The following is a 26780-nucleotide window of genomic DNA, read 5'->3' as shown; positions in this document are numbered from 1 at the left end:
GGTAACCGATGAATCGGTCAGGGTGGGGCGAGGACTCCACAGTCTCCCGGTGTGTGGAGGCAACCCCACGGGGTGACCGTCACCACTGGCGTACTGCCGATACGATGGACAGATGACGCACGTTCGCACCGGAGGAGACGACCCCGGCAAGGTCGCGATGCTCGGCCTCACCTTCGATGACGTCCTGCTGCTGCCGGCAGCGTCCGACGTCATCCCCAGCGACGCGGACACGTCGTCGCGGGTCACCAAGAACATCACCCTCAAGGTGCCCCTGGTGAGTTCGGCGATGGACACCGTCACCGAAGCGAGGATGGCCATCGCGATGGCCCGCGCCGGCGGTATGGGGGTGCTGCACCGCAACCTCTCGATCGAGGATCAGGCCGGTCAGGTCGAGACGGTCAAGCGGTCCGAGGCGGGTATGGTCACCGACCCCGTCACGTGTTCGCCGACCGACACGCTCGCCGAGGTCGACGCCAAGTGTGCGCGCTACCGGATCTCCGGTCTCCCGGTCGTGGACCAGGTCGGCGAACTCATCGGCATCATCACCAACCGCGACATGCGGTTCGAGGTCGATCAGTCGCGTCCGGTCTCCGAGGTCATGACCAAGGCCCCGCTCATCACCGCCCAGGAGGGTGTGTCGGCCGAGGCCGCGCTCGGCCTGCTGCGTCGGAACAAGATCGAGAAGCTGCCGATCGTCGACGGCAACGGAAAACTCACCGGCCTGATCACCGTCAAGGACTTCGTCAAGACCGAGCAGCATCCGCTGGCCACCAAGGACGCGGACGGCCGACTGCTCGTCGGGGCGGCCGTCGGGACCGGGGACCCGCAATGGGATCGCGCGATGGCGCTGGCCGACGCGGGCGCCGACGTGATCATCGTGGACACCGCGCACGCCCACAACCGCCTGGTGCTCGACATGGTCTCGAAACTCAAAGCCGAAGTGGGCGATCGGGTGCAGGTCGTCGGCGGCAATGTCGCCACCCGTGAGGCCGCCCTCGCGCTCGTCGAGGCCGGTGCCGACGCGGTCAAGGTCGGCGTGGGGCCCGGCTCCATCTGCACCACCCGGGTGGTCGCCGGTGTCGGCGCCCCGCAGATCACGGCGATCCTCGAGGCCGTCGCGGTCTGCAGGCAGCATGACGTTCCGGTGATCGCCGACGGCGGACTCCAGTATTCCGGCGACATCGCCAAGGCACTCGCGGCCGGTGCGTCGACCGCGATGCTGGGTTCGCTGCTGGCCGGCACGGCCGAGGCGCCCGGCGAACTGATCCTCGTGAACGGCAAACAGTTCAAGAGCTACCGCGGCATGGGCTCGCTCGGTGCGATGCAGGGCCGCGGGCAGGCCAAATCGTATTCCAAGGACCGCTACTTCCAGGATGATGTCCTCAACGAGGAGAAGCTCGTGCCCGAGGGCATCGAGGGGCGGGTGCCGTTCCGCGGTCCGCTCAACCAGGTGATCCACCAGCTCGTCGGCGGCCTCCGCGCGGCCATGGGCTACACGGGAGCGACCACGATCGCCGAGCTCCAGCACGCGCAATTCGTGCAGATCACCTCGGCGGGTCTCAAGGAGTCCCACCCGCACGACATCACCCTCACCACCGAGGCGCCCAACTACTATTCTCGCTGAAGCTCGTAAGATGTCGGCGGATCGATCCGGCCGGATCGGCCGGCGATCGATTCGCGTAGCAGAAAGGCGCAACGGTGCGTGATCTCGTGGACATCGGTATGGGCCGAACGGCCCGCCGCACGTTCGAACTCGATGACATCAGTATCGTCCCGTCCCGTCGGACCCGGTCGTCCAAGGACGTATCCACCGCGTGGCAGATCGATGCCTACCGGTTCGAGTCCCCGATCCTGAGTCATCCCACGGACGCTCTGGTGTCGCCTGCGGTGGCCATCGAGCTCGGCAAGCTCGGTGCGCTCGGGATGATCAACGGTGAGGGCCTCTGGGCCCGGCACCGCGACGTCGAGGCGAAGATCGCCGAACTGATCACCGTGGCCACCGAGAATCCTGATCCGATGGCGGCGATTCGCCATCTGCAGCAACTGCATTCGGCTCCGCTGGACACGGGCCTGCTCCGTGAGGCCGTCTCCACGGTGCGCGACGCCGGGGTGACCACCGCAGTCCGGGTGAGCCCGCAGCATGCGCCCGAACTCACACCAGCGCTGCTCGAAGCCGGTGTGGAGATCCTCGTGGTGCACGGCACGATCATCTCCGCCGAGCATGTCGCGCAAGTGGATCCGGATGGTGCGGCCCGAGAACCGTTGAACCTCAAGACCTTCATCGCCGAACTCGACATCCCGGTGATCGCCGGCGGTGTGCACGACCACCGCACGGCGCTGCATCTGATGCGGACCGGCGCGGCCGGTGTGATCGTCGGGTACGGCTCGGCCGCGGGTGCGACCACAACCGGCGAGGTCCTCGGCATCGGTGTTCCGATGGCCACCGCGATCGCCGACGCGGCCGCCGCGCGCCGTGAACACCTCGACGAGACCGGTGGGCGCTACGTGCATGTGATCGCCGACGGCGACATCCACGGTTCCGGGGATCTGGCCAAGGCGATCGCGTGCGGTGCCGACGCCGCGGTCCTCGGCACCCCACTCGCGGCGGCCGCCGAATCACCGGGCCTCGGCTGGTACTGGCCGTCGGCGGCCGCGCATCCGGACACCCCGCGAGGTGCGCTCCTGCAGGTGGCGACCGACGATGATCGGCCCAGCCTGGAGCGTGTACTCACCGGGCCGTCGCAGGACGCGTTCGGAGAGCTGAACCTCGTGGGTGCTCTCCGCCGATCGATGGCCAAGGCCGGTTACAGCGACCTCAAGGAATTCCAGAAGGTCGGGCTGTCGCTGCATTCCTGATCGTCTGACATCCCGACGGGTCGAGTCACTCCAGTCCGCGGGCGATGAGGGTGTCGGCGAACCCGTCGGCCGTCCGTAACGCAGCGATGACCACCGGCGCGACGAGAATCCGCGCGCCAGGACGTAACCCGCGCGCCTGCCGGGCCTCGTCCACCTGTCCGACCACCTCGACCATCAGTGGGATCGATCGGATAGCCAGCGCCAGTGCGAGAGCGATGTGGTCGGTGCGTATCCCGATACGCCGCAACGGACTCAACCCGGCCACGATGGTGTCGAGAATGTCGGATGTCCTGGTGGTGAGCGAGACCGCGGCCGCCAGTGCCACCGATGCGGCGAGGACCGCGCAGATCAGCAGGGCGCGCCGCCAATCGGTGAACACCACCTGGAACACGAAGACGAAGGCGAGTACCCACAGCACCGGCCGCAGCTGCCGCCACGCCTCGCGCGGGCCGATGCCGCCCAGCGCGTAGACCGCCGCCACCGCGATCGCGAGGTATCCGACTGCCGGCAGGCTCCGGACCGTGAAGCTGATGGCGAGGATGGCCGCTGCGAGGGCGACGAGCTTGAGGCCGGTGGGGAGTCGGTGCAGCAGCGACCGGCCCGGACAGTAGACGCCGAGTGCGGTCATGACATCAGCGCGCGGTATGCGGCGATCGCGGCGGCCGGCTCGTCGTCGGCGACGACGCGTCCCTCGTCGAGCACGACGACGCGGTCGTAATGCGTGAGCAGGTCCAGGTCGTGCGTGAGCACGATCAGCTGCTCGTCGAGGGTCGCGAAGACGTCGCGCAGCATCGAACTGTTGCGGAGGTCGAGGAGGGTGGTCGGCTCGTCGGCTACCAGCACGGACGGCCCGGTCACCAGGACCGATGCGAGCGCGAGGAGCTGCTTCTGTCCACCGGAGAGCAGGTGCGCCGGATGATCCGCATGGTCGGCGAGCCCGAACTGTGCCAGGACCGCAGCGGCCCTCGCGGACCGTTTCGCCTTGTCCCGCTCGATCCGGGTCAGCGACAGTTCGATGTCCTCCGAGACAGTCGGCATGATGATCTGACGATCCGGATCGCTGAAGATGAAACCGACCTCTCGCCGCACCTGCCGTTTGTGGCGTGCCGCATGGATCCCGTTGACATGCACCGACCCCCGGTCGGGCACCACGAGCGCGTTGATCATCCGAGCGAGCGTCGACTTGCCGCTGCCGTTCGCGCCGATGATGCCGATCCGCCGTTCGGACAACTCGAGATCGACGTCGGCCAGCACGACGCGGTCACCGTATGCGTGGCCGACAGACCGGAACTCGATCATCACCAGGAACCGATCACCGGGCGAACCCGACCGTCACCGCGCCGCCGGTCACCGGGCACGACGCAGCCGCAGCGGCGTGATGAGCCCCGGGTAGGCGCGGTGGACCTGGGCGGCCACCAGCGCGGTGATGATCGACTTCGCGATGTCGCCGGGGATGTAGGTGCCGTTGGTGGAGATCGCGGCCCACAACGAGAGGTCGGTCCGTAGCAGCAGTCCGGCGATCCCACAGGCGTAGATCACGACCATCCCGCCGACGATGTTGATCACCACGCCCCAGATCACCCGGTACCGCGGCATCATCAGCGCTGTGGCGAGACCGATGGCGACGACGCCGGGCAGGAATCCGACGAAGAACCCGGCCGTCGGGGACGCAAGGGCCACCAACCCGCTGCGGCCGCCTGCCAGGATCGGCAGGCCTGCGATGGCCAGCACGGCGAAGATGATCACCGCCAGCGTTCCTTTTCGGGGCCCGATGATCGAGCCGGCAAGCATCACGCCCAGTGTCTGAAGCGTGATCGGTACGCCGGCGGAGCCGATCGTGATGGTGCCGGGCAGACCCAGCGCCGCGATCAGGGCGGCGAACACCGCCGCCTGTGTCAGGTCGGTCACCGACAGCGAGAATCGCCGCGACGACGAGGGCGTGTCGGTGGTCTGGGACATTCCGACATTATGGCGGGTAGGGGTGTGCGCACGGCTGCCGGGTGGGATCGCGGGTGCCATTAGACTCGACACCGTGACAGACACCTCTGCTGACTCATTCGTCGACGGTCCCCGGCCGGTGCTCGTGCTCGACTTCGGTGCGCAGTACGCGCAGCTGATCGCCCGGCGGGTCCGCGAGGCGCGGATCTACTCCGAGGTGATCGCGCACGACGCGCCGTTGGCGGATCTGAAAGCGCGCAATCCCGTCGCGCTCATCTTCTCGGGCGGCCCCGCCTCGGTCTATGCCGACGACGCCCCGGCACTCGATCCGGCGGTGTTCGATCTCGGGGTCCCCGTCTTCGGTATCTGCTATGGCTTCCAGGCGATGGCCATGGGACTCGGTGGCGAGGTCGCGAACACCGGCGGTCGTGAGTTCGGGCGGACGACGTTGTCGATCACGGGCGACGGTGTCCTGCATCAGGGGCTGACCGAGACGCAGCCGGTGTGGATGAGTCACAACGACGCCGTGCAGGCCGCGCCGGAGGGCTTCACCGTCACCGGCTCCACCCCGGGTGCACCGGTCGCCGCGTTCGAGTGCGTGGACCGTCGGATGGCCGGGGTGCAGTACCACCCGGAGGTGCTGCACACGCCGCACGGTCAGCAGATCCTCACGCGGTTCCTCTACGAGATCGCCGGGCTCGAGGCCACCTGGACGCCCGCCAACATCGCCGACCAGCTCATCGACCAGGTCGCCGACCAGATCGGTGACGGTCTCGCGATCTGTGGGTTGTCGGGCGGTGTCGATTCGGCGGTCGCCGCCGCGCTCGTACAACGGGCCATCGGCGACCGTTTGACCTGTGTGTTCGTCGACCACGGACTCCTGCGTGCCGGCGAGCGCGAACAGGTCCAGCACGATTTCGTCGGTGCCACCGGGGCAAAGCTGGTGACCGTGGACGCCGCGGACACGTTCCTGGGCGAACTCTCCGGTGTGAGTGACCCGGAAGACAAGCGCAAGATCATCGGCCGTGAGTTCATCCGGTCGTTCGAGGGCGCGGTCACCGAGGTGCTGGGGGAGCGCGCATCGTCCGGTGACAAGGTGGAATACCTCGTCCAGGGCACCCTCTACCCGGATGTCGTCGAATCCGGCGGTGGCAGCGGCACCGCGAACATCAAGAGCCATCACAACGTCGGCGGCTTGCCCGACGATCTCGAGTTCTCTCTCGTCGAGCCACTGCGTCTGCTGTTCAAGGACGAAGTGCGTGCCGTCGGCCGGGAACTGGGGCTACCGGAAGAGATCGTCGGTCGTCAGCCGTTCCCGGGGCCGGGGCTGGCCATCCGGATCGTCGGCGAGGTGACCGCAGACCGCCTGGCGATGCTGCGCAAGGCGGACCTGATCGCACGCGAGGAGTTGACCGCGGCCGGCCTCGACGGGCAGATCTGGCAGTGCCCGGTGGTACTGCTCGCCGATGTGCGCAGCGTCGGGGTCCAGGGCGACGGTCGTACCTATGGGCACCCGATCGTGCTACGGCCGGTGTCGAGTGAGGACGCGATGACCGCGGACTGGACCCGCGTGCCGTATGAGGTGCTCGAGGTGATCTCGACCCGCATCACCAACGAGGTCCACGACGTGAACCGCGTGGTACTCGACGTCACGAGCAAGCCGCCGGGCACCATCGAGTGGGAGTAGTCGCCTCGCGACTACGGCGCTGACCGTCACGTCACCGGCGTGACGATCGCGCCCCGGTCAGGATGAGGATCAGTCCGACGACGAGGCCCACCGCAACGGCGAGCCACCCGAGGACGGCGGCCGAGGGCAGATCCGGTCCACCCGCGAGGCCCCAGCCGGACACGAGGAGCGCCGCGAGTCCGAGCATCACGAGTCCCGGGGCGCGGTGGCGGGTGTCGCGGCCGGTCGTCTCCTGCGTCATCGCGCCACCTCCACATGTCCGACGTCGGTTCGTGCGTCGATGGTCAGGACGGGTCCGTCGGTGCCGTCGCCGCCACCGGAGAGACCGTCGGGACAGACATGGTCGCCGACGCCGGAGTCGCAGGTGGCTCGGACGTTCATGTCTTTCGGTACCTGGACCTCGATCTCACCCACACCGTTGCGCAGGGTCACCGACCGGTCGGTTGTGAGGTCCACGTCCCGCAGGTCGAGCACCATGCGGCCCATGGTGAGCGAGTACTCGCCTCGGATGTCGTTCTCCGTGACCGGTGTGTAGATCCGTTCACCGGCGCCGCCCGAGGGGAATCCGTCGAGACGCCCGACCAACGAGGTGGCCACCACGGCCACGCCGAGGGCGAGTGCGATCGGGACGAGGCCCGAGCTGTGTCGTCCTGTCGTCCGACGGCGGAATCCCGCGTAGACCAGACCGGCACCGACCACGGCCAATGCCAGCGAGAGAATGCGTGCCGGCGTGAACCAATCGACCCCGGCCTGGTGCAGAGCAGCGCCGGCCGCCGCCGTGATGACCGCGAGACCGACGACGATGAGGGTCAGCGGCGATCGCCGGTCGGCCGGTTCGGCGGGGGCTCGGTCAGGCGCGGGTTCGGGTAGATCCCAGGCGAATTGGGCCGTACCCAACGGATCCCAGGCGGGTGGGGTGGTGCGTTGCATGAACTCGGTCGGTGCGGTCTCGGTGGTCCCGGCTGCGGCAGGCCGGGCGCTCGGGGCCGTCATGCCGGGCGACATCGCCTGGGCGGGCGGCATGGTGGGGGATGTGCCGGGATGACCGCTCATCGGATTCGCGGCCAGCGCACGGGGAATCCAGGGCTGCAACCGATCCGTGGACGAATCGGTGCCCGCGATGATCTGACCCGGGGTCACCGTGTCGACGCTTGTCCCGACGGGAGGTTCGGGTGTGCGCTGATAGAGCAGCCACCACCCCACGAGCATCAATGCCGCTCCGAGGAGGCCACCCGAACTCCATGTGCGACTGGGCCCGAACGATGTCAGCACGATGATCGCGAGCACGATCAGCAGGATGAACTGTGGGTTTCGGTGCCGCAGGTGTCGCGGCCGACGATTGGCGGCCGAGGCGGCGTGCCGGATCGAGCCCAGTTCGTCGCGCGAGCGGTCCTCGGCCGGAAAGGCGATCCAGGCTGCGATGTAGAGGACGAGTCCGCTCCCGCCGAACAACGTGGCCACCACGAACGCGATCTTCACCAACGTCGGATCGACTCGATAGCGCGCACCGATACCCGCACAGACGCCCGCGACCGTGCGATCGTGATTCGGCCGGACCGGCCTCGTCGCCCACATCCCTTCGAACTGCTTCGTGTCCATGTCATCCATCGTGGCGGCGCGATGGGGCCGGCACATCGGGGGTGGACCCTGAGAACGTCCCTGATGTGCACGAGGACTCGAACGTGCCACTATCGAGAGGTGAGTAGTGGTGTGCCCGTGCCCGCATCACCGCCTGCGTCACCCCAGACGCCGCGGCTGGTGCGACGCGACGGCGGCCGGGTGGTCGCCGGTGTCGCCGGCGGCATCGCCGACCACCTCGGCATCGATGCGTTCCGGGTACGTGTGGTCTTCATGGTGCTCGCCGCCCTCGCGGGCGCGGGCGTTCTCGCCTACGGACTGCTCTGGTTCTTCTGCCCGCCGGGCCAGGACACCGCCCCGCCTCCGCCCGGCGAGCGGCGACAGGCCTACGGGCTGGCGCTGGTGGGACTGGTCGCCATGTCGGTGGTCGGGTTCGCCGCATCTGGCACCCCGGCCGCGTATCTGGTGCCGTTCGTCTTCGTCGTCGTGGGCGCCAGCCTGGTCTGGCGCGAGTTCGACACCTCCCGCTCGTCGCCGCGGACGCCACTGCTGACCTGGACCCGTCTGGTCGGTGGTGCCCTGTTGGTGATCGGTGGCCTGGTCGTGATCGTGCTGGCCGGGAATCAGAACTTCGGTGGCCTCTCGACGACCCTGCTCGCCGTCCTCGCCACCCTGATCGGTGTCCTGTTGCTCACCGTGCCGCTGTGGATGCGGATGTGGCGGGCGCTCAACGAAGAACGGGCCGCGCGCATCCGCAATGCCGAACGTGAGGAGATCGCGTCTCATCTGCACGACTCGGTGTTGCAGACACTCGCGCTGATCCAGAAACAAGCCGGCAGGCCCGAGGAGGTCGCACGACTGGCACGCAGCCAAGAGCGGGAACTGCGTGGCTGGCTGTTCGGTGACCCCGCGCAACGAGCGGGCTCGCTGTCGGCCGGCCTGCAGGGCGTCGGCGCCGAGGTGGAAGACGACTACGGCATCGAGGTCGAAGTCGTCACCGTCGGCGACCTGCGTCCCGACGACGAGCCGGCGGCCGAACGCCGCCGGTGGTCGGCGCTGGTGGCCGCCACCCGGGAGGCGTTGATCAACGCGGCCAAGCACTCCGGCGAACGCAAGGTGGATGTCTACGGTGAGGTGACCGACGAGCACGTCGAGGTGTTCGTCCGTGATCGTGGCGTGGGATTCGAGCCGGAGCGCGTCGACGACGACCGCCAGGGCATCGCCCGCTCCATTCGCGCCCGCATGCAGCGGGCGGGTGGTGACGTGGCGATCGACTCGGCTCCGGACCGTGGTACGAACGTCCGTCTGACGATGCCCCGGGGTGCGCCCGGTGGCGCGGACCGGGCGGAGAGGTCAGAGAAGGCGGACAGGGATGACGTGGACGTGGAAACCGCTGTGATGGTGGGCCGCTCACGCGAACAGGAAGGACATCGATGACCGACGCGGGCGTCTGCCGGATCTTTCTCGTCGACGATCATGCGGTGTTCCGCTCGGGTGTGCGCGCCGAGTTGGCCTCGGAACCGGGACTTTCGGTGGCCGGCGAGGCCGGGACCGTGGCCGACGCCGTCGCGGGCATCGTGCGGATACGCCCGGATGTGGTGCTGCTCGACGTCCACATGCCATCCGGTGGCGGTGTTGCGGTGTTGCGTGGCGTCACCGAGGCGTTGCCCGAAGACGCCGCACCGGTCTTTCTGGCGCTCAGTGTTAGCGACGCGGCCGAGGACGTGATCGCGACGATCCGGGCCGGGGCGCGTGGTTACGTGACCAAGACGATCGGTGGGAAGGAACTCGCCGATGCCGTGCGACGGGTCGCAGACGGTGACGCGGTCTTCAGTCCGCGGCTGGCGGGATTCGTTCTGGACTCGTTCACCGGCCGGTCGACCGCGCCGGAGCCGCCACTGGACCCCGAGCTCGACTCGCTCACCAGGCGGGAACTCGAGGTGCTCCGCCTGCTCGCCCGTGGATACACCTACCGGGAGATCGCCGACGAGCTGTTCATCTCGATCAAGACCGTCGAGACGCATGCCTCGAACGTGCTGCGAAAGACCCAGCAGTCCAACCGGAACGCGCTGACCCGGTGGGCGGCGACCCGGCATATCGGCTGACCGGTCCCCGTGACCGCGCTCCGCTCGTCAGCCGGCGAGCGCGATCACCAAGACCACCACGATCGCGAGGATCACGAAGAACACAAGGATCGAGATCGCCAGAGCAGTGGTCGATGTCGTCGTCCGCTCGGTGGCCGACGTCACGCGGGTCTCGTCGGACGCCGCTCGATATCGGGGCCCGGGCTCGGCGCTGTGTGGCGGCTCGGTCGACAGGGTCGGCGCGGGCGGTGTCGGCGTCGGGCGTCCGGGCGTCGCCGTCGACGACCCGCCGACCGGCAGATGGGTACCCGTCGGATGCGTCCGCGGCGGCCGTGGTGCTCGCTGAGCCCACACCGGAAGTCCGCCGTCGGGCTTGGTGAGCGGACTGGTCAGCACCTGATGCGCCGACCCCCGTGTGCCGGCGGCCACCTGCGCGAGCAGATCGCGGGCCTCGCGCATCGTCGGCCGCTTCGCCGGGTTGGGTTCGAGCATGCGCAGCAACACCGGTCGCAGCTCGCCTGCCTTGGCCATGGGATTGATCTGTGCCCGAGCGACCTTGTGCAGCAATGCCAGCGAATTGTCGTCGACCCCGAACGGTGGCTGACCTTCGACGATGGTGTACACCGTCGCGCCGAGTGAGTAGACGTCCGACGCCTCCCCGGGTTCGGCGCCACGGGCGACCTCGGGTGCGAAATAGGCTGGGGTGCCGGTGATCACACCCGTCTGCGTCAGGCTGACATCGTCCTTCACCCGGGAGATGCCGAAGTCGGTGATCTTCACGAGGCCGGCGCTGCGACCTGTGGTCGTGATGAGGATGTTGCCCGGCTTGATGTCGCGGTGGATGATGCCCACAACATGGGCCTCGGTCATCGCGTCGGCCACCTGGGCGCCGATCTGAGCGGCCTGTTGGGGACCCAGAGTTCTTGTGGTGTGCAGGATCTGGGCGACGCTCCGGGAGGGGATGTACTCCATGACGAGCCAGGGCTCGCCACTGTCGAGGGCGACGTCGTGCATGGCAACGGCATTGCGGTGGGAGAGTCGCGCGGCGATCCGGCCTTCTCGCATCGCACGCTTGCGGACGTTCTCGGCTGTCTCGTCACTGAGGCCCTCGGTGGAGACCACCTGTTTCACCGCGACGTCGCGGGCGAGCAGTTGGTCGCGGGCCAGCCACACCGTGCCCATGCCGCCACCGCCGATGCGAGACTGCAGACGGTAGCGCCCGGCCACCAGGTACTGCGGCCCTGGCGTGCGGTGGCCCTCGTGGGTGGTCGACATAGGCTGCATGATAGTCGTGCCCACCCGGGTCGGTGCCATGCGCTTGACACGGTGATCGCACATATGTTCGACTCTGGGTATGCGGTGGTCCGACCAGGGGGTCGAGGTGGACGACGGCGCGCTGCCCGGTCTGGGCAAGGCGGGTCTCGTGCGCTCGGTGCAGACCCCCGAATTCGAAGGTGTCACCTTCCACGAGGTGTTGGCCAAGAGTGCCCTCAATCAGGTGCCGGACGCCGCGAATCTTCCATTTCGGTTCACGGTCAACACGTTTCGTGGTTGCACCCATGCCTGTCGGTACTGTTTCGCGCGGCCGACGCACGAGTATCTGGATCTCGACGCCGGGCAGGACTTCGACAGTCAGGTCGTGGTCAAGCTCAACGTGGCGGCGGTGCTCCGGAAGGAGCTGCGGCGCCGGTCATGGAACCGTGAGACGGTGGCGTTGGGGACCAACACCGACCCCTATCAGCGGGCCGAAGGGCGGTACCGGTTGATGCCGGGGGTGATCTCGGCGCTCGCGGAGTCGGCGACCCCGTTCTCGATCCTGACGAAGGGGACGTTGCTGCGCCGTGACCTGCCGTTGCTGCGGCAGGCGTCCCGCAAGGTCCCGGTGAGCATCGCGATATCCCTGGCGATGCACGATGCCGAGTTGCAGAAGTCGCTGGAACCCGGCACCCCTTCGCCGAAGGCGCGGCTGGAGCTGATCCGCGCGGTCGCCGATGCGGGTTTTGCTCCGCATGTGATGGTGGCGCCGGTGATCCCGTATCTGAGTGATGCCACGTCGCACCTGGATGACCTCTTGGCGGCACTGGCCGATGCGGGGGCCTCCGGCGTCACCGCGTTCCCCATGCATCTGAGGGGGTCCACCAAACCATGGTTCATGGAGTGGCTGGCCGAACATCATCCGGCACTGGTGCGCAGATACCGCGGTCTCTATGGACGGGGCGCCTACGTGACCCCGGAGTACTCGGCGTGGTTGCGCGACCGGATGCGGCCGCTGGTGCAGCAGTACGGTCTGGCCGGCGCGCAGGGGCTGCGTGGCGCCGCGGCGCCGGCTGAACCGGTCGCGCGACCCGAATTGCAGCAGGCGCTCACCCTCTTCTGACCCTCCCGTTCTGCCCTCTCTCCGCAGCCGCGACGGTTTCCGTCATCCGCGCCCCCTTTTTCCCGTCGCGGATGACGGAAACCGTCGCGGCTGCGGAGAGGGGTGGGTGGGTGGAGTGGACGCGTTGACGGTTGTCGGTGGGCCGCCCTAGGATGAAATCGAATCGAAAACATGTTCGAACAGCATGCATCTTCCCTGCGCGCTGATTGCGGAAAGTCGCAGTTCAGGAGGGTGTATGGGTACGTCTGCGAGTGTTGTCCCAGATGGGACGGTGAGTCACGATCTGGACCGACTCCGTCGCCAGATAGCGGTGATGTCGGGCCGTCCTGATCACCGGTCCGTTGAGGTCTCCGACAGATCGGCCGAGGTGTTGCCGGTGCCGGATGCGCTGGCCGATCTGCTTCCCCGACGCGGGTTGGCGCGGGGGAGTGTGGTCACCATCTCCGGCGCCCGGTCGATCCTGTTGTCGGTGATCGCATCGGTGAGCGGGGCGGGTCGCCAAGTGGGGATCGTGGGTTTGCCCCAACTCAACTTCGGGGCGGTCGTGGAGTTGGGTGGAGATCTGTCGCGGATCGCCACGGTCCCGAATCCAGGGGTCGACCCGATCGAGGTGGCCGGGGTGCTGCTCGACGGGATGGACCTCGTGGTGCTGGGACTCGGCGGCAGCGCGGTACCGCCATCGCGGACGCGAGTGGTGATGGGTCGAGTCCGCAAGCAGTTGTCGACGCTGGTCACGGTCGGTGGGACGTGGCCGGGTGCGCAGCTCCGTATGGATGCGGAAGTGGTCACCTACCGGCATCTGCCCGGCGGTCTCGGTTCGATCGACCTCGCCACGGCGCGGGCGGGCTACGGCCGGATCGGCGGGATGTCTCTGCAGGTGTCCGTCACCGATCGTGGGCATCGACGCGAGACCGGTGAGATCGATGTGGTGGCAGGCGGTTTCGGCGCATCCGCACAGGTGGGTCTGGTACCGTCGCCACCCCGTCCGAGTCTCGCGGTGGCGAACTGATGGCGGCGCCGATGACCTCGCCGGTGGCGGGCGACGGCCGTGTTCTCGCCTTGTGGTGTCCGGACTGGCCGGCGACGGCGGCGGCGATCGCCGACGACCTCCCCCCACACCATCCGATCGCGGTCCTGCACGCCAATCGGGTGATCGCCTGTTCGGCGCCGGCACGCAGCGTCGGCGTGCGGCGCGGGATGCGCAAACGTCAGGCGCAGTCGGCCTGTCCGGAGATGACCGTCGTCACCACCGACGATCACCGCGACGGCAGGATCTTCGAGCCGGTGGTCGCGGTGGTGGCCGACCTGGTTCCGGTCGTCGAGGTGTTGCGGCCGGGACTCCTGGTGGTCCCGTCGTCCAATGCCACCCGCTACTTCGGTGGCGAGGACGTACTCGCGGAGAAGCTGATCGATGCGGTGGCCGCGTCCGGCGTCGAGGCGCATGTCGGGGTGGCCGACGAACTGTTCACCGCAGTGCTGGCGGCGCGGCACGGACGCCACGTGGAGCCGGGTGGTGACGCCGCCTACCTGGCCGGCAGGCCGGTTGCCGACCTCGCCGTGGAACCCAGTCTGAGCGATCCGACCAGAACCGAGTTGGTCGATCTGCTCCGTCGCCTGGGGATCTCGACAATCGGCGCCTTTGCCGATCTGCCTGCCGGTGATGTCGCGACCCGTTTCTCCGCCGACGCCATGATTGCGCACCGATTGGCCAACGCCGTTCCCGGCCGGCCTCCGTCGGGTCAGATCTCCCCGGTCGATCTGGTGATCGAGCATCGATGCGATCCACCGATCGACCGCGTGGATGCGGCGGCGTTCCTCGGTCGCCGGCTGGCCGACGCATTGGCACAACGGCTGGCATCGGCATCCGCGGCCTGCACCCGGCTCACCGTGGAAGCGGTCACCGAACGGGGGCAGCGTCATTCCCGGACCTGGAGATGCGCTCAGCCGCTGACTCCAGAGGCCACCGCGGACCGGATTCGCTGGCAGCTCGAGGGATGGCTGACCGGTGGCCGTGCCGGGGCGGAGGGCCGTCCGGATTCGCCGATCGATGTGTTGCGGCTCGAGCCGGTCGAGGTGGTCGCCGCCGGTGCGCTGCAGTACTCGTTGAGCGGCAACGGGTTACCCGAGGACCCGGAGGTCGACGAGCGGGCAAGGCGATCCCTGGTCCGGGTACAGGGGCTGCTCGGCGGTGACGCAGTGCAACTCCCGATCCCGAGTGGGGGACGCGGTCCCAGGGACCGGATCACGATGGTGTCCCTCGGGACGAACGGATACCGGCACGCAATCCCGAGGCGCCGTGGCCGGGCCGGTTGCCGCAACCAACCCCTGCGGTGTTGTTGAACACCCCGATTCAGATGCTCGATCTGACCGGGAGCCCGGTGGAGGTCACCGCCCGGGGGTGTTTCTCCTCTGAACCCACCACGATCCGGATGGAACGCAACGGCAAGGCTCGAGGTGCCTGGGAACTGCGCTGGTGGGCCGGACCCTGGCCCACCGGCGTCGATACGGGTACGGGCGGGATCACCGCGCGGGCACAGGTTCTGCTCGACGACTCTCGCGCGTTGCTGTTGAGCTATCGAGCGGAGAAGTGGGTGGTCGAGGGAGTGTACGAGTGACCGGCGCTCACGAGTTGGCTCCCCGGGCGACCACCGGCCACCGTGCGGTGGTTCCGTCGGGTGTCTCGGCGATCAACTCGTCGACCAGATTGACCGCGGTACACACGTGATTCGGTATCACCCGCAGTCGATCGCCGGGAGCCGGAAGCGCAGTAGATGCGGTGTCCGACGGGAACTCGATCACCGCATGGTGTTCGGAGAGCGAGGTGATGGTCGCGTCGGGAGCATCGAGTACGCGGCCGAATCCCGACGTCCAGGGCGGACGGTCGGCGCCGAGGATCTTGCTGCCCGCATCCACGACGGCGCGCATCCCGGTTCGATGTACCACGGTCGCGATGGCGGACAATGCGACCTCCGCGAAACCGCACGACCCGAGCTCTATCTGCTGTGCATCGTTGAGAGGGTAGACACCCGGCCGGATCTCGGTCAGCACCCCTGATTCGGCGAACTCGATGGTGGGCGTGGAACCCCCACTGCGGACCACCGGCTCGACGCCGACCGCCCGCAACTGTTCGGCGGCGACCGACAGCGCGGTCACCTCCTGCTCCGCCGCCCGCCGTGGCGCATCGCCGGGACCGTACCCGTGACCGGGGAACGTGAACACTCCGATCACCCGTAGGCCGGCATCGACTGCGGCAGAGGCGACCCCGCCGGCCTCCTGCGGCACCACGCCGGTCCGGTGCTGACCGGAGTCGACCTCCACGACGACGTCGACATCGGCATGACCGATCTCGGCAGCAAGCTGTCGCGCACCCTCGGCGGAGTCGACGGCGAGACGGAGCCGGGTATGCGCGGCGAGTGCACGCAGACGACGCCCCTTGTCGCCGGAGACCCACAATGGATAGGCGATGAACAGATCCGCACGGACCGGCGATGCGGTGGCGAACGCCTCTGCCTCGCCGATGGTCGCGACTGTCAGACCGACCGCGCCGGCCGCCAGCTGTCGCCGGGCGATCTCGGCGCACTTGTGGGTCTTCGCGTGTGGTCGCAGATCGAGGCCTGCCGTCTGCGCGTGTCCGGCGACACCATGGATGTTGCGATCGAGCCGCGCGACGTCGAGCGAGAGATACGGTGTGTCGATCACGGGACAGCGTCGTCGTCTGGATTCGACTTCCCCAGCGCAGCGGCCGATTCACCAAAGGCCAGGTACTCCTGGTGCAGGATTCGCGTGGTCAGCCCGGGGGCGAAGCGATGGCCCACGTCGGCCAGGGAACCCACCACCGACCCGACCCGACGCGGCCGGTCCAGGATGCCGTGCAGCACACGCGATGCGGCCTTGTCCACACCCCATACACCTGCCTGGTTCTCGTACGCCTCGGTGGGTGCGATCATCCGTGTCCGCACGAGGGGAGTCGTACGTTGGTGAATGTCACATGGTCGGAGAGGGTTTCGACGCTCGTCACATCGCTGAAGGCCTCGAGGGCGGCCTTCGACGAGGCATACGCGCCGAACCGGGCACCGCGGGATTGGACGGCGATCGACGTCACGTTCACGATGTGGCCCGACTGACGCTCGACCATGTGCGGGAGGAGTTGCAGTACCAGGTTGACCGCGCCGAAGTAGTTCACCGCCATGACTCGTTGGTAGTCGTGCAGCCGATCGGTGGAGTTGATCGTGGCCCGGCGGATCGAACGGCCGGCGTTGTTGACCAGGATGTCGACGTGATCGTGTTCGGCGAGAATCGTCTTCACCAACCCGCCGACCGACTCCTCATCGGTGATGTCGCACTGGTACGCATGTACCGCACCGGGCGGCACGCCGTCCTTGCTCGCGGTCGCGGAGAGTTCGGCGGTCGCGGTGTCGAGACCGTCCGCGTCACGGGCGACGATGAACACGTTCGCGCCTCGTGCCACACACATCCGGGCGGTGGCCTTGCCGATCCCGCTGGAGCCGCCGGTGATCAGGATGTTCTTGCCGACCAGTGGTCCGCGCGGATCGTTGTGACGATGCCGGGCGGGATCGAGGTGCATCGCCCAGTATTTCCAGAGACGCGGCCCGTAGTCGTCGAGATCCGGCAGCATGATCCCGCGCTCCCGCAGCGCGGCCGCGGTCTCGTCGGATCGGAAGTCGACGGCGAGCGCCACGGTGTCGAGAAGTGCGGGCGGGATGCCCTGCTGGGTGGCGAGGAGATCACGCCCCACTCGCAGCGGCCCGGTGCCGGCGAGGGCGAGGAGAGGCTCGACGACCCCGTTCGGGATCACATTGCGGCCTCGTGGCCCATGGAATCCGGGAGCGATCGCGTTGTACATCCCGGTGATCGTGCGACGACGCGGGTCGGCGAGGTGAAAGACCATCCCGCTGCGTTCCGGCTCCACGGTACAGAGCGCGACGATCGCCCCGGCGACAAAGTCGACAGGGACGATGTTCGTCTTACCGAGATCCGGCATGGGCAAGGGGAGCCCGGACGGGAGATGACCGAGCATGGCGAGATGACCGAAGAAGTAATACGGGCCATCGACCTTGTCCATCTCCCCGGTTCGCGAGTCTCCGACCACGATCGAGGGACGGTAGACACGCCACCGCAATCCCTCGCGTTCCCGGACCACTTTCTCGGCCTCGAACTTGGTGCGGTGATAGGGCGACGGAAACCCTTGTCCGGCATCGAAATCCTCCTCGGTGAAGGTTCCGCGATGGTCGCCGGCCACCGCGATCGAGGAGATGTGGTGCATCATCGCACCGCCCGCGAGCGCGAAATCCGCCACGCGTGCGGTGCCCTCCACGTTTGCCACCTGTTGTGCGTCGGCGTCGGCCGTCATGTCATAGATCGCCGCGAGGTGGATGACGTGGTCGATGTCGGGGAGATCGCGGTTGTCGGCCGCGAGGCCCGGGGTCGTCACGTCGCCGATCACCGGTGTGACCCGGTCACCGGCATTCATGTCAGTGAGCATCTGGCTGAATCTCGCCAGTGACTGCTGACGTACCAGTGCATGGATGCGGGCATCCGGCTCTACGGTGAGGAGGCGTTCGATGACCCGGCGGCCGATGAATCCGCTGCCGCCGGTGATGAAGTATGTCGTCATGGCTGTGGTGTCCGATCTTTGGAGCGTGACGTCGACCAGCGCGACTCAGTTCTTACTTGACGGTAAGGAGCCGGTTTCTACCCAGCGTGACATTTACATTGACGAATGGCAACATTCGGTTGGCCGGGCGGGTCGCGGAGTGTGTCCGGGGGCGTTCTAGGGCCCTGAATGGAACAGTCCGGCGAGCGCATCGACACGTCTGCGCTGATTTTCGGGACTCAGTCGGTGCCCACGCGTGAGGACCGACATGCCGTGGAGGGCGCTCCACAACAACTCGGCGCGGGTGCCTGCGTCTCCGATTTGATCACTGCCGAGGGCGTCGACGAGGACGTCGAATGCCGCCCGCAGTTCGGCAGGGGTTGAGTCATGTGCGAATCGGACCTCGAGCTGCATCGAGAACATCGCCTCATAGGTGGCGGGGTTCGCCGCCGCAAAGGACAGATAGGCGTCGATGAAGGCGCTGAGGCGATCAGTTGGCCCGGCCTCATCGAGCGCATGTCGCATGAGGCGCGTGAATTCGGTGAATCCGGCGAGCGCGACCGCACTCACGATGCCGTCGCGCCCGTCCGGAAAGTGGCCGTAGAGCACGGGTGGGCTGTACTCGATCTCGCCGGCGAGGCGCCGGGTGGTTACCGCAGCCCAGCCCTCCTCCTCGGCGATGGCTCGGGCGCAGTCGATGATCTTGCGTTCGCGAACCTGCCGGTCCCGTGCCTTGCGTTCTCGAACTCCCACGACGGAACCATATCACTGATAGGTTCTGGATCATCATTAGTCTATCGTTGTTAGAAATTATTCAAACGGAAGGTCGAATGCATGGTCACCACCTGGATCGGGCTCGTCATCAGTTGGACCGGCGCCCTTGGCATCATCGCGATCGGAGCTGCCTATCTGGCGAGGAACGAGAAGAACGCGGCCGGCTTCGGTCTTCGGGTGAGTCCCGCGCCGGAGGCGCGGGGCTGGTGGCAGGTCAAAGGCGTCCGCGATGTCGTCACCGGCCTGCTGGTGATCGTGTTCACGTTCGCCGCTCGAGATCAACTCGCACTGCTTGTGCTTGTGATCGCTGGGATTCCACTGGGTGACATGGGGGTGGTCCTGTCCAATGGTGGGGATCGGAGAGCGGCATTCGCCATCCACGGCGTAACGGCGCTGGCGCTCGTCGTGGCCGCAGTTCTGTTGTTCGTCTGACCTACCGAAACGAGACAAGGAGATGGATCTGATGACCGAGAACACCGGACCGACCCCCGAGATCCGTGGGCCCGACCACGAGGTGGTGGGGACCGGCGAAGCGTCGATGCATCTGCTCTTCGATGCATCGGACACCGACGACGCGCTCAGCATGCTCGAGGTTCGGTTGCGGGCCGGCGCCGATGGTGCGGCGCCGCACTTCCACCGGCGATCCGCGGAGATGTTCCACATTCTCGACGGAGAGCTCAGGGTGATGGCGGGCGATAGGATCGTCAGTGTCGGTGCCGGGGAAACCCTGGTGGTCCCCAAGTTGATGCCACACGCGTTCGGCGCGACCCCGGAGACCTCGGTTCGGGTGCTGATCGTGCTGACGCCCGGAGTCGAACGGTTCGAGTACTTCCGGTTGCTCGCACGGATACAGGCCGGCGAGGCGACCCTCGAAGAGCTCGCGGCGGTCCAGGACGAATACGACAACCACTTCGTCGACGCGCCGCAGTGGTGGCAGGAGCGACAGGCGATGAGGCGCAGCGATGGCTGAGTGCCGGGCAGAGGCCGAGAGTGATGTCGCGGCGATTCGCGAGGTGATCGGTGCGGCGTTCGGGCGGTCGGACGAGGCGGATCTCGTCGATGCACTGCGCCGGGAGCCGGAGGTCTGGATTCCGGGCCTCTCGGTGGTGGCGACCGATGCCGGCGAAGGCGTCGTCGGGTACGCGTTGCTGACACGCTGCCGGGTGGGCGGACACGTGGCGCTGGCCCTGGCGCCCTGTGCGGTGGCACCGGGGTGGCAGAACCGTGGCGTGGGCACCGAGGTCACCGCATATGCGTTGAGCGAGGCACGTGAGCGAGTCGCCGAGAATCTGGTGGTGGTGCTCGGGCATCCGGAGTTCTATCCACGCTTCGGATTCCGGCGTGCCTCCGACGCGGGGATCGCGGCTTCGTTCGAGGTTCCCGACGAGGCCTTGATGTACCTGTCCCTCGACCCGGATCGGCCGATCCCCTCCGGCGTGATCGAGTACCCGCCGGCGTTCGGCGTCTGACGGCGAGAGCCGCCCACGCTGGTCTGTCGAACACATGTTCGATAGACTTGATCGGTGGGATGGGACCAGGGGCCACCGACGTGGTCGGAGTTGGAGCGGGTGCTCTCCGGTCGGGCGCCGGGCCCGGGGCGGCCGGCGGAGGCGTTCGGCCCCGGTGACAATTCCGGGGATGGCAACGACAGCCCAGCGTGGTCGCGAAAGCGGGGTGCCTACCGCCCCGAGAGCGTCGAACGCCGGCGATCGTCCGTGCGGTATGCCGAACTCCACGCGCACAGCTCCTACAGCTTCCTCGACGGTGCCTCGATGCCGGAGGAAATGGTCGAGGAGGCTCAGCGACTCGATCTGGAGGCCCTCGCCGTCACCGATCACGACGGTTTCTACGGACTCGTTCGATTTGCCGAGGCGGCAAGGGAATTCGGTATGCCCACGGTGTTCGGTGCCGAACTCTCCCTGGAGCCCGACGTCACGCGGACCGGTGTTCCGGACCCGCCGGGAGAGCACCTGATCGTCCTTGCCCGCGACAGCGAGGGGTATCGGCGACTGTCCCGGACCATCGCGGACGCACATATGGTCGCAGGGGAGAAGGGACTGCTGCGCTATGACCGGGAACGGCTGCCGGACAAGGGCGGCGGCCATTGGCTGATACTCACCGGGTGTCGCAAGGGGGCCGTCCGGCGCGCGCTCGAGAGGAGCGGGCCCGGGGCTGCGCGGCTCGCATTGACCGACCTGGTGGACCGCTACGGTCGCGACGACGTCGCGGTGGAACTCACCGCCCAGGGTTTGCCCGAGGACGACGAGCGCAATGCGATCCTGGCCGGCCTGGCCGCCGAACTGGGGTTGACGACGGTGGCGACCACCGGGGCGCACTTCGCCGGACCACGACGCCGTAGGCTCGCGACAGCGGTTGCGGCGGTTCGGGCGAGGACGGACATCGAGACCATCGAGGGCTGGCTGCCCGGCGTCGGTGGTGCACATCTGCGCAGTGGTGACGAGATGTCCCGGTTGCTGATCGGCCATCCGGACGCGATCGACAACACGGTCGGGGTGGCCGCTGACTGCGCTTTTCAGCTGGGGCTGATCGCGCCGCAGTTGCCCCCGTTCGATGTTCCCGACGGTCACACCGAGATCAGCTGGTTGCGGGAACAGACCATGGACGGCGCGTTGCGTCGGTATGGCACCCCCGGCACGCACCCGCAGGCGTACCGGCAGATCGAACACGAACTCGCCATCATCGAGACCCTCACCTTTCCCGGCTACTTCCTCGTGGTCGCCGACATCGTGAACTTCTGCAGGCGCAACGACATCCTGTGTCAGGGACGGGGCAGTGCCGCCAACTCGGCGGTCTGTTACGCGCTGGGCATCACCAACGTCGACCCGGTCGCGAACAAGCTCTTGTTCGAGCGATTCCTGTCGCCGGAACGAGACGGTCCCCCCGACATAGACGTCGACATCGAATCGGACCGGAGAGAAGAGGCGATCCAATACGTCTATCGACGTTACGGCCGCGATTACAGTGCGCAGGTCGCCAATGTCATCACCTACCGTGGCAAATCCGCGGTCCGTGACATGGCACGCGCACTGGGTTATGCCACCGGGCAGCAGGACGCATGGAGCAAGGCACCTGACGAGGCTCCCGGTGACGTCATCGATCTCGCAGGCGAGATTCTCGGTATGCCAAGACATTTGGGTATCCACTCCGGAGGGATGGTGATCTGTGACCGGCCCATCGCGGACGTATGCCCGACGGAATGGGCGCGGATGGAGAACCGGAGCGTCTTGCAATGGGACAAGGATGACTGTGCCGCAATAGGTCTCGTGAAGTTCGATCTCCTCGGCCTCGGTATGCTGTCGGCGCTGCACTACGCCATCGATCTGGTTGCCGAACACAAGGGCATCGAGGTCGACCTGGCCGCCTTGGATCTGACCGAGACGGCCGTCTACGACATGCTGTGCCGGGCCGACTCGGTCGGCGTGTTCCAGGTGGAGTCGCGCGCACAGATGGCAACCTTGCCGCGGTTGAAGCCACGAACGTTCTATGACCTGGTGGTCGAGGTGGCATTGATCCGCCCCGGGCCGATTCAGGGCGGTTCGGTGCATCCCTACATCCGTCGACGCAACGGGGCGGAGGAGGCGACGGTGGAACACCCGTCGATGCGCAAGGCGCTCGATCGCACACTGGGGGTGCCGCTGTTCCAGGAACAGTTGATGCAACTCGCGGTCGATGTGGCCGGATTCGATGCCACCGAGGCCGACCAGTTACGCCGTGCGATGGGCTCCAAGCGGTCACCCGAGCGGATGGAGCGCCTGCGCAAGCGTTTTTACGAGGGAATGGAGGAGGAGCACGGCATCTCCGGCGAGATGGCGGACCGGATCTTCGAGAAGATGGCGGCGTTCGCGAATTTCGGTTTCCCGGAAAGTCATTCGCAGAGTTTCGCGTCCCTGGTCTTCTACTCGTCGTGGTTCAAGCTCCACCATCCGGCGGCGTTCTGCGCGGCATTGCTGCGTGCCCAGCCGATGGGGTTCTACTCGCCGCAATCGTTGGTCGCGGATGCGCGCAGACACGGCGTCGTCGTACATCGGCCGGACATCAACCTGTCGCTGGCCGATGCGACCCTGGAGAACGACGGACTCGAGGTCAGGTTGGGACTCGGCGGGATTCGTGGGATCGGGGACGATGTCGCTGCGCGGATCGTCGAATGTCGTGACCGTGGCGGTGGTTATCGGGACGTGACGGACGTGTCCCGTCGGGCAGAGCTGACGGTGCATCAGCTCGAGGGGCTCGCGGGTGCCGGGGCGTTCGCAGGCTTCGGGATGAGTCGCCGGCAGGCCCTGTGGGAGGCGGGTGCCGCCGCGACGGTGCGATCGGATCAGCTGGCACTCGAGTCGTCCGCACGCACACCGGCCCTGCCGGGACTGTCGGAGATCGAGCTGGCAGCGACGGATGCCTGGGCGACCGGTATCACCCCGACGTCCTATCCCACCCAGTTCCTCCGTCCGCGCCTGGCCGCGATGGGAGTGGTCCCGGCCGACGGATTGCTGTCCGTCGCAGACGGATCGCGCGTCACCGTGGCCGGTGCGGTGACCCACCGGCAGCGTCCGGCCACCGCATCGGGTGTGACATTCATCAATCTCGAGGACGAAACCGGCATGGTGAACGTCGTCTGCTCGGTGGGGTTGTGGACCCGACATCGAAATCTGGCACACTCGGCATCGGCATTGCTGATCCGTGGCACCGTGCAGAACGCCGAAGGGGCGGTGACAGTGGTGGCAGAGCGTCTGCAGCGCCTGGACCTTCGAGTGGGATCTCGTTCCAGGGATTGGCAATAGACAAGGGGGCGGCGATGCCGAGGCAGATCGTGGTGACCGTGAAGCCGAGTAGTCGCAAGGGGCCGCTGGTGGAGACCGGGCCCGACGGTTCGGTCACCGTCTTCGTGCGTGAACCGGCGGTCGAGGGTCGGGCGAACAAAGCTGTCGCGGCGATCCTCGCCGATCATCTCGGTGTGCCCAAACGGAAGATCGCGCTCGTCGGTGGTGCCACTGCACGGACCAAGCGATTCCGGATCGACAGCTGACCGGGAGCACCAGCGCGGCGGTCAGACCGCTCCGCTGAATCCGTTCTGCCGCCACGCCTCGTAGACGACGATGCTCGCGGCGTTTGCGAGGTTGTGTGACCGACGCCCCGCCAGCATGGGTATCCGGACCCGGTCGGTCACCTCAGGTTCGGCGAGTACGTCGTCGGGCAGTCCGGTCGGTTCGGGCCCGAACAACAAGACATCCCCGGGTCGGTAGTCGACATCCGTGTGGTAGCGGGATGCGTGCGCGGTGAACGCGAAGACGCGCTCGGGCTCGAGTGTGGTCCATGCGGTCGCCAGATTGGGATGCACTGTGACCGTGGCCATCTCGTGATAGTCCAGGCCGGCGCGTTTGACCTGCGCATCGGACATGCTGAATCCGAGTGGCTCGATGAGATGCAGTTCGCAGCCGGTGTTGGCGGCAAGACGGATCGCGTTCCCGGTGTTGGGTGGGATGCACGGCTGATAGAACATGATGCGGAACATGGTCAGGTCATCTTAGTCTTCTGGCCGCAGTCCGTTCTTCTGGACGCACTTTCCGCCGAAGCCCGAACACGGCGACGCGGCCGGAACGCTCAGATGGTCGCCGAGGTGTTTGCGCCGCACAGCACCACGCACAATGTCGAATCCGGTTCCGGCCGAACGACTCCGGTGAGCACCGCGGCGACTGCGGTCGCCGTGCCGGGCTCCACCAGGATGCGGAAGGCTTCCCACAGATGGCGGCGCGCCGCGATCAGGTCTGCGTCCGAGACCACCACGCTGGTCACCGCGCGGCCGGCGATGGTCGACCAGCAGATGTCCCCGAGGCGGGTGGCGCCGAGGGAATCGGCGGCGACACTGTCGAGTTCCACAGGGACCGGGCGACCCGCTTCCAACGCTTGATGCAGGCACGACGCACCGGCCGGCTCGACGCCGATGATCCGATCGCCCGGCCGTTGCACCGCGGTCAGCCCGCCGAGCAATCCGCCGCCGCCGACACAGACGACCGTGGTCAACGGACCGGCGATGTCGTCGGCGAGTTCGAGTCCGATCGTGCCCGCGCCGGCCACGATGTCGGGTTGGTCATAGGCATGCAGCAGGAGAGCGCCGCTTCGTCCGGCCATCTCCGCCGCGGCGTCGGCGGCCTGCTGGTAGCGGTCACCGACCTGACGGACGTCGGCACCAAGTGCGCGCAGGCTGTCGACCTTGACCTGGGGCGCCGTCTCGGGAACCACCACGGTGCAGCTGGTACCGGCGATCCGGGCCGCCCATGCGGCGCCGATCGCGGCGTTGCCGCCCGACGCGACCAGGATGCCTGCGTCGTCGAGCTGTCCTGCCGCACGGGCGTGCCGCACCGCGTTGAGGCTGCCGCGGGGCTTGAAGCAGCCACCAGCCTGGAGGTATTCGAGCTTGAACACCACGTCGACGCGACCGTCGACGGTGTCGAGCGAAGTCGCGAACTCCGGCGTGCGCCGCACGTCGCCGGAGATCCGCTCGCGGGCGGCGACGACGTCGTCGAGGGTGACGACACCCACCCCGTCGGTCGATGGTTCCACGTCGACCCACGGTACCGGCGGGGCAGATGGAACAATGGATCTCTGTGAGCGCTATACGACTCGACGGCAAGGTCACTCGTGACGAGATCTTCGACGATCTCGGCGTGCGGGTGGAGAAGTTGCGTGCCGAGGGCATCATGCCCGGTCTCGGCACCGTGCTGGTCGGGGATGATCCCGGCTCGCAGTCCTACGTGAAGGGCAAGCACGCCGACTGCGCCCGTATCGGCGTGGCCTCGATCCGTAAGGATCTGCCAGCGGACGCGACCACCGAGGAACTGAACGCGGCGATCGACGAGCTGAACGGGGACCCGAGCTGCACCGGCTACATCGTCCAACTGCCGCTTCCGCGCCATCTCGACGAGAACGCCGCCTTGGAGCGCATCGATCCGTCGAAGGATGCCGATGGTCTCCATCCGATCAACCTCGGGCGTCTGGTGCTCGGCAAGGAGTCGACGCTGCCGTGCACTCCGCGCGGCATCGTCCACCTGCTGCGGCGATACGACATCCCCATCAACGGCGCGCGGGTGACCGTGGTCGGACGCGGCGTCACCATCGGACGACCGATCGGTCTGCTCCTGACCCGGCGCAGCGAGAACGCGACCGTCACGCTCTGTCACACCGGCACCGCCGACCTCGCGTCTGAGGTCGCCCGGGCCGACATCGTGATCGCCGCCGCAGGTGTGCCGCATCTCATCACCAAGGACATGGTGAAGCCGGGCGCGGCGGTCATCGACGTCGGGGTCAGCCGGACCGAGTCCGGGCTCACCGGCGACGTCGCGCCGGATGTCTGGGATGTGGCGGGCCACGTGTCGCCCAACCCCGGCGGTGTCGGGCCGCTCACCCGCGCGTTTCTGCTCGTCAACGTGGTGGAACGGGCAGAAGCCGAACTCGCCGGGCGCAGCGGGTCGGGGCCTCTCGGGTGACCGGGACGAGTGCTGCCGGCCGTGTGGAGCGGATTCGGCACGCACGGCAGGTCAGGCGGTATCTGGTTCAGATCCCGTACTTCGTCGTATTGCTGGGCCTGCTGGTGGCCGCGATCCTGGTCTTGTTCGACCGGTGGCGGCGTGGCGCATTCGTCTTCGGATCGGCGCTGCTGCTCGGGGCGGTCCTACGGGCCCTGATCCCGTCGTCGCGAGCGGGTCTTCTCCAGGTCAGAGGGCGTTTCTTCGATGTCGCGGCGATGGCGGCCACCGGCACACTCATCCTGTGGCTGGCGACGTCAATCGATCCGTTGGGCACAGATTGATTACAATAGAGATCAACACGTGACCTGAGGCCCGAGGGGGCGACGACAGC

The 26780-nt window shown here is 67.4% G+C and carries 24 protein-coding genes and 2 pseudogenes; 15 read left to right on the top strand and 11 right to left on the bottom strand.

All coding sequences use genetic code 11. The annotated features are described in order from the left end of the window. Window positions 1-112 precede the first annotated feature (112 nt). Complete coding sequence (gene guaB / locus GTV32_RS07900) at window positions 113-1624, top strand: IMP dehydrogenase (RefSeq protein WP_161059671.1); 1512 nt, start codon at window positions 113-115, stop codon at window positions 1622-1624. Window positions 1625-1698: 74 nt separating this feature from the next. Further along, the gene (locus GTV32_RS07895; RefSeq protein WP_161059670.1) at window positions 1699-2856 is read left to right on the top strand and encodes a GuaB3 family IMP dehydrogenase-related protein; all 1158 of its coding nucleotides are present in this window, start codon (window positions 1699-1701) and stop codon (window positions 2854-2856) included. A 25-nt stretch (window positions 2857-2881) separates the two neighbouring features. Here the strand turns inward: GTV32_RS07895 and GTV32_RS07890 are convergent, their stop codons facing one another. Genes GTV32_RS07890 through GTV32_RS07880 form a run of 3 tightly spaced genes read right to left on the bottom strand, consistent with a single transcriptional unit; the run spans window position 2882 to window position 4815 of the window. Further along, a complete protein-coding gene (locus tag GTV32_RS07890; protein ID WP_161059669.1) occupies window positions 2882-3484 on the bottom strand; it encodes a CbiQ family ECF transporter T component in 603 nt (200 codons plus the stop codon). Further along, window positions 3481-4155, bottom strand: a complete 675-nt coding sequence (locus GTV32_RS07885) for an ABC transporter ATP-binding protein (RefSeq protein ID WP_161059668.1) — start codon at window positions 4153-4155, stop codon at window positions 3481-3483. Before GTV32_RS07885 ends, GTV32_RS07890 begins: the two co-directional genes overlap by 4 nt. A 48-nt stretch (window positions 4156-4203) precedes the next feature. Further along, window positions 4204-4815, bottom strand: a complete 612-nt coding sequence (locus tag GTV32_RS07880; RefSeq protein ID WP_161059667.1) for a biotin transporter BioY — start codon at window positions 4813-4815, stop codon at window positions 4204-4206. 73 nt (window positions 4816-4888) lie between these two features. On the opposite strand from GTV32_RS07880, the gene guaA reads away from it, so the two are divergent. Next, window positions 4889-6481 (top strand): glutamine-hydrolyzing GMP synthase, encoded by a 1593-nt coding sequence (gene guaA / locus GTV32_RS07875; RefSeq protein WP_161059666.1) that lies wholly within the window; start codon window positions 4889-4891, stop codon window positions 6479-6481. Between the two features lie 31 nt (window positions 6482-6512). Here guaA and GTV32_RS07870 read toward each other — a convergent pair whose 3' ends face one another. After that, window positions 6513-6722, bottom strand: coding sequence for a hypothetical protein (locus GTV32_RS07870; RefSeq protein ID WP_161059665.1), 210 nt, complete (start codon window positions 6720-6722; stop codon window positions 6513-6515). Then, window positions 6719-8080: a PspC domain-containing protein gene (locus tag GTV32_RS07865; RefSeq protein ID WP_343287250.1), complete on the bottom strand. Its 1362-nt coding sequence runs from the start codon at window positions 8078-8080 to the stop codon at window positions 6719-6721. The genes GTV32_RS07870 and GTV32_RS07865 overlap by 4 nt, the downstream gene beginning before the upstream one ends. A 159-nt stretch (window positions 8081-8239) precedes the next feature. Between GTV32_RS07865 and GTV32_RS07860 the strand changes: the two genes are divergently transcribed. Continuing rightward, complete coding sequence (locus tag GTV32_RS07860; RefSeq protein ID WP_343287440.1) at window positions 8240-9496, top strand: PspC domain-containing protein; 1257 nt, start codon at window positions 8240-8242, stop codon at window positions 9494-9496. Next, entirely contained in the window at window positions 9493-10164 is a 672-nt protein-coding gene (locus tag GTV32_RS07855; protein WP_161059663.1) for a response regulator transcription factor, read from the top strand. Before GTV32_RS07860 ends, GTV32_RS07855 begins: the two co-directional genes overlap by 4 nt. A 27-nt stretch (window positions 10165-10191) precedes the next feature. On the opposite strand, the gene GTV32_RS07850 is transcribed toward GTV32_RS07855, so the two are convergent. After that, entirely contained in the window at window positions 10192-11418 is a 1227-nt protein-coding gene (locus GTV32_RS07850) for a serine/threonine-protein kinase (RefSeq protein WP_161059662.1), read from the bottom strand. Between the two features lie 79 nt (window positions 11419-11497). Between GTV32_RS07850 and GTV32_RS07845 the strand changes: the two genes are divergently transcribed. The 3 genes and pseudogenes from GTV32_RS07845 to GTV32_RS07835 all read left to right on the top strand — a co-directional run bounded on the left by GTV32_RS07845 (window position 11498) and on the right by GTV32_RS07835 (window position 15135). After that, window positions 11498-12520 (top strand): Rv2578c family radical SAM protein, encoded by a 1023-nt coding sequence (locus GTV32_RS07845; protein ID WP_161059661.1) that lies wholly within the window; start codon window positions 11498-11500, stop codon window positions 12518-12520. Between the two features lie 235 nt (window positions 12521-12755). Continuing rightward, the gene (locus tag GTV32_RS07840) at window positions 12756-13529 is read left to right on the top strand and encodes a hypothetical protein (RefSeq protein WP_161059660.1); all 774 of its coding nucleotides are present in this window, start codon (window positions 12756-12758) and stop codon (window positions 13527-13529) included. Next, window positions 13529-15135 (top strand): annotated as a pseudogene (locus GTV32_RS07835) (DNA polymerase Y family protein). The gene GTV32_RS07840 and the pseudogene GTV32_RS07835 overlap by 1 nt, the downstream one beginning before the upstream one ends. Before the next feature lie 7 nt (window positions 15136-15142). Here GTV32_RS07835 and GTV32_RS07830 read toward each other — a convergent pair. The 3 genes and pseudogenes from GTV32_RS07830 to GTV32_RS23995 all read right to left on the bottom strand — a co-directional run bounded on the left by GTV32_RS07830 (window position 15143) and on the right by GTV32_RS23995 (window position 18887). Next, the gene (locus tag GTV32_RS07830; RefSeq protein WP_161059659.1) at window positions 15143-16219 is read right to left on the bottom strand and encodes an alanine racemase; all 1077 of its coding nucleotides are present in this window, start codon (window positions 16217-16219) and stop codon (window positions 15143-15145) included. Continuing rightward, window positions 16216-18155: pseudogene (locus GTV32_RS07825) on the bottom strand (SDR family oxidoreductase). Before GTV32_RS07825 ends, GTV32_RS07830 begins: the two are co-directional and overlap by 4 nt. Before the next feature lie 156 nt (window positions 18156-18311). Next, window positions 18312-18887, bottom strand: coding sequence for a TetR/AcrR family transcriptional regulator (locus tag GTV32_RS23995; protein WP_161059658.1), 576 nt, complete (start codon window positions 18885-18887; stop codon window positions 18312-18314). 81 nt (window positions 18888-18968) lie between these two features. Here GTV32_RS23995 and GTV32_RS07815 point away from each other — a divergent pair, with 81 nt between their 5' ends. The 5 genes from GTV32_RS07815 (at window position 18969) to GTV32_RS07795 (ending at window position 23949) form a co-directional block, all read left to right on the top strand. Then, the gene (locus GTV32_RS07815) at window positions 18969-19340 is read left to right on the top strand and encodes a DUF4267 domain-containing protein (RefSeq protein ID WP_161059657.1); all 372 of its coding nucleotides are present in this window, start codon (window positions 18969-18971) and stop codon (window positions 19338-19340) included. Window positions 19341-19446: 106 nt separating this feature from the next. Next, window positions 19447-19878 carry a cupin domain-containing protein gene (locus GTV32_RS07810; RefSeq protein ID WP_202422283.1) on the top strand — a complete coding sequence of 144 codons (432 nt, stop codon included), beginning with the start codon at window positions 19447-19449 and terminating at the stop codon, window positions 19876-19878. After that, window positions 19871-20377 (top strand): N-acetyltransferase, encoded by a 507-nt coding sequence (locus GTV32_RS07805; RefSeq protein ID WP_161059655.1) that lies wholly within the window; start codon window positions 19871-19873, stop codon window positions 20375-20377. Before GTV32_RS07810 ends, GTV32_RS07805 begins: the two co-directional genes overlap by 8 nt. Before the next feature lie 54 nt (window positions 20378-20431). Further along, on the top strand, window positions 20432-23704 hold the full coding sequence (locus tag GTV32_RS07800) for an error-prone DNA polymerase (protein WP_161059654.1): 3273 nt from the start codon (window positions 20432-20434) through the stop codon (window positions 23702-23704). Window positions 23705-23718: 14 nt separating this feature from the next. Next, window positions 23719-23949 carry a DUF167 domain-containing protein gene (locus GTV32_RS07795; RefSeq protein WP_161059653.1) on the top strand — a complete coding sequence of 77 codons (231 nt, stop codon included), beginning with the start codon at window positions 23719-23721 and terminating at the stop codon, window positions 23947-23949. A gap of 21 nt (window positions 23950-23970) precedes the next feature. Here GTV32_RS07795 and GTV32_RS07790 read toward each other — a convergent pair whose 3' ends face one another. Together GTV32_RS07790 and GTV32_RS07785 are read right to left on the bottom strand one after the other, a co-directional pair. Beyond that, a complete protein-coding gene (locus GTV32_RS07790; protein ID WP_161059652.1) occupies window positions 23971-24435 on the bottom strand; it encodes a tRNA (cytidine(34)-2'-O)-methyltransferase in 465 nt (154 codons plus the stop codon). Window positions 24436-24524: 89 nt separating this feature from the next. After that, window positions 24525-25463 (bottom strand): serine/threonine dehydratase, encoded by a 939-nt coding sequence (locus GTV32_RS07785; protein WP_343287439.1) that lies wholly within the window; start codon window positions 25461-25463, stop codon window positions 24525-24527. 65 nt (window positions 25464-25528) lie between these two features. Between GTV32_RS07785 and GTV32_RS07780 the strand changes: the two genes are divergently transcribed. Together GTV32_RS07780 and GTV32_RS07775 are read left to right on the top strand one after the other, a co-directional pair. Beyond that, entirely contained in the window at window positions 25529-26407 is an 879-nt protein-coding gene (locus tag GTV32_RS07780) for a bifunctional methylenetetrahydrofolate dehydrogenase/methenyltetrahydrofolate cyclohydrolase (protein ID WP_343287249.1), read from the top strand. Continuing rightward, the gene (locus tag GTV32_RS07775) at window positions 26404-26730 is read left to right on the top strand and encodes a DUF3017 domain-containing protein (RefSeq protein ID WP_161059649.1); all 327 of its coding nucleotides are present in this window, start codon (window positions 26404-26406) and stop codon (window positions 26728-26730) included. The genes GTV32_RS07780 and GTV32_RS07775 overlap by 4 nt, the downstream gene beginning before the upstream one ends. The last annotated feature ends 50 nt before the right edge of the window (window positions 26731-26780 follow it).

This window comes from Gordonia sp. SID5947 (assembly GCF_009862785.1).
Taxonomy (GTDB): Bacteria; Actinomycetota; Actinomycetes; order Mycobacteriales; family Mycobacteriaceae; genus Gordonia.
Note: the sequence above shows the minus strand (reverse complement) of the source record. Positions and strands in the feature narration are given on the sequence as shown.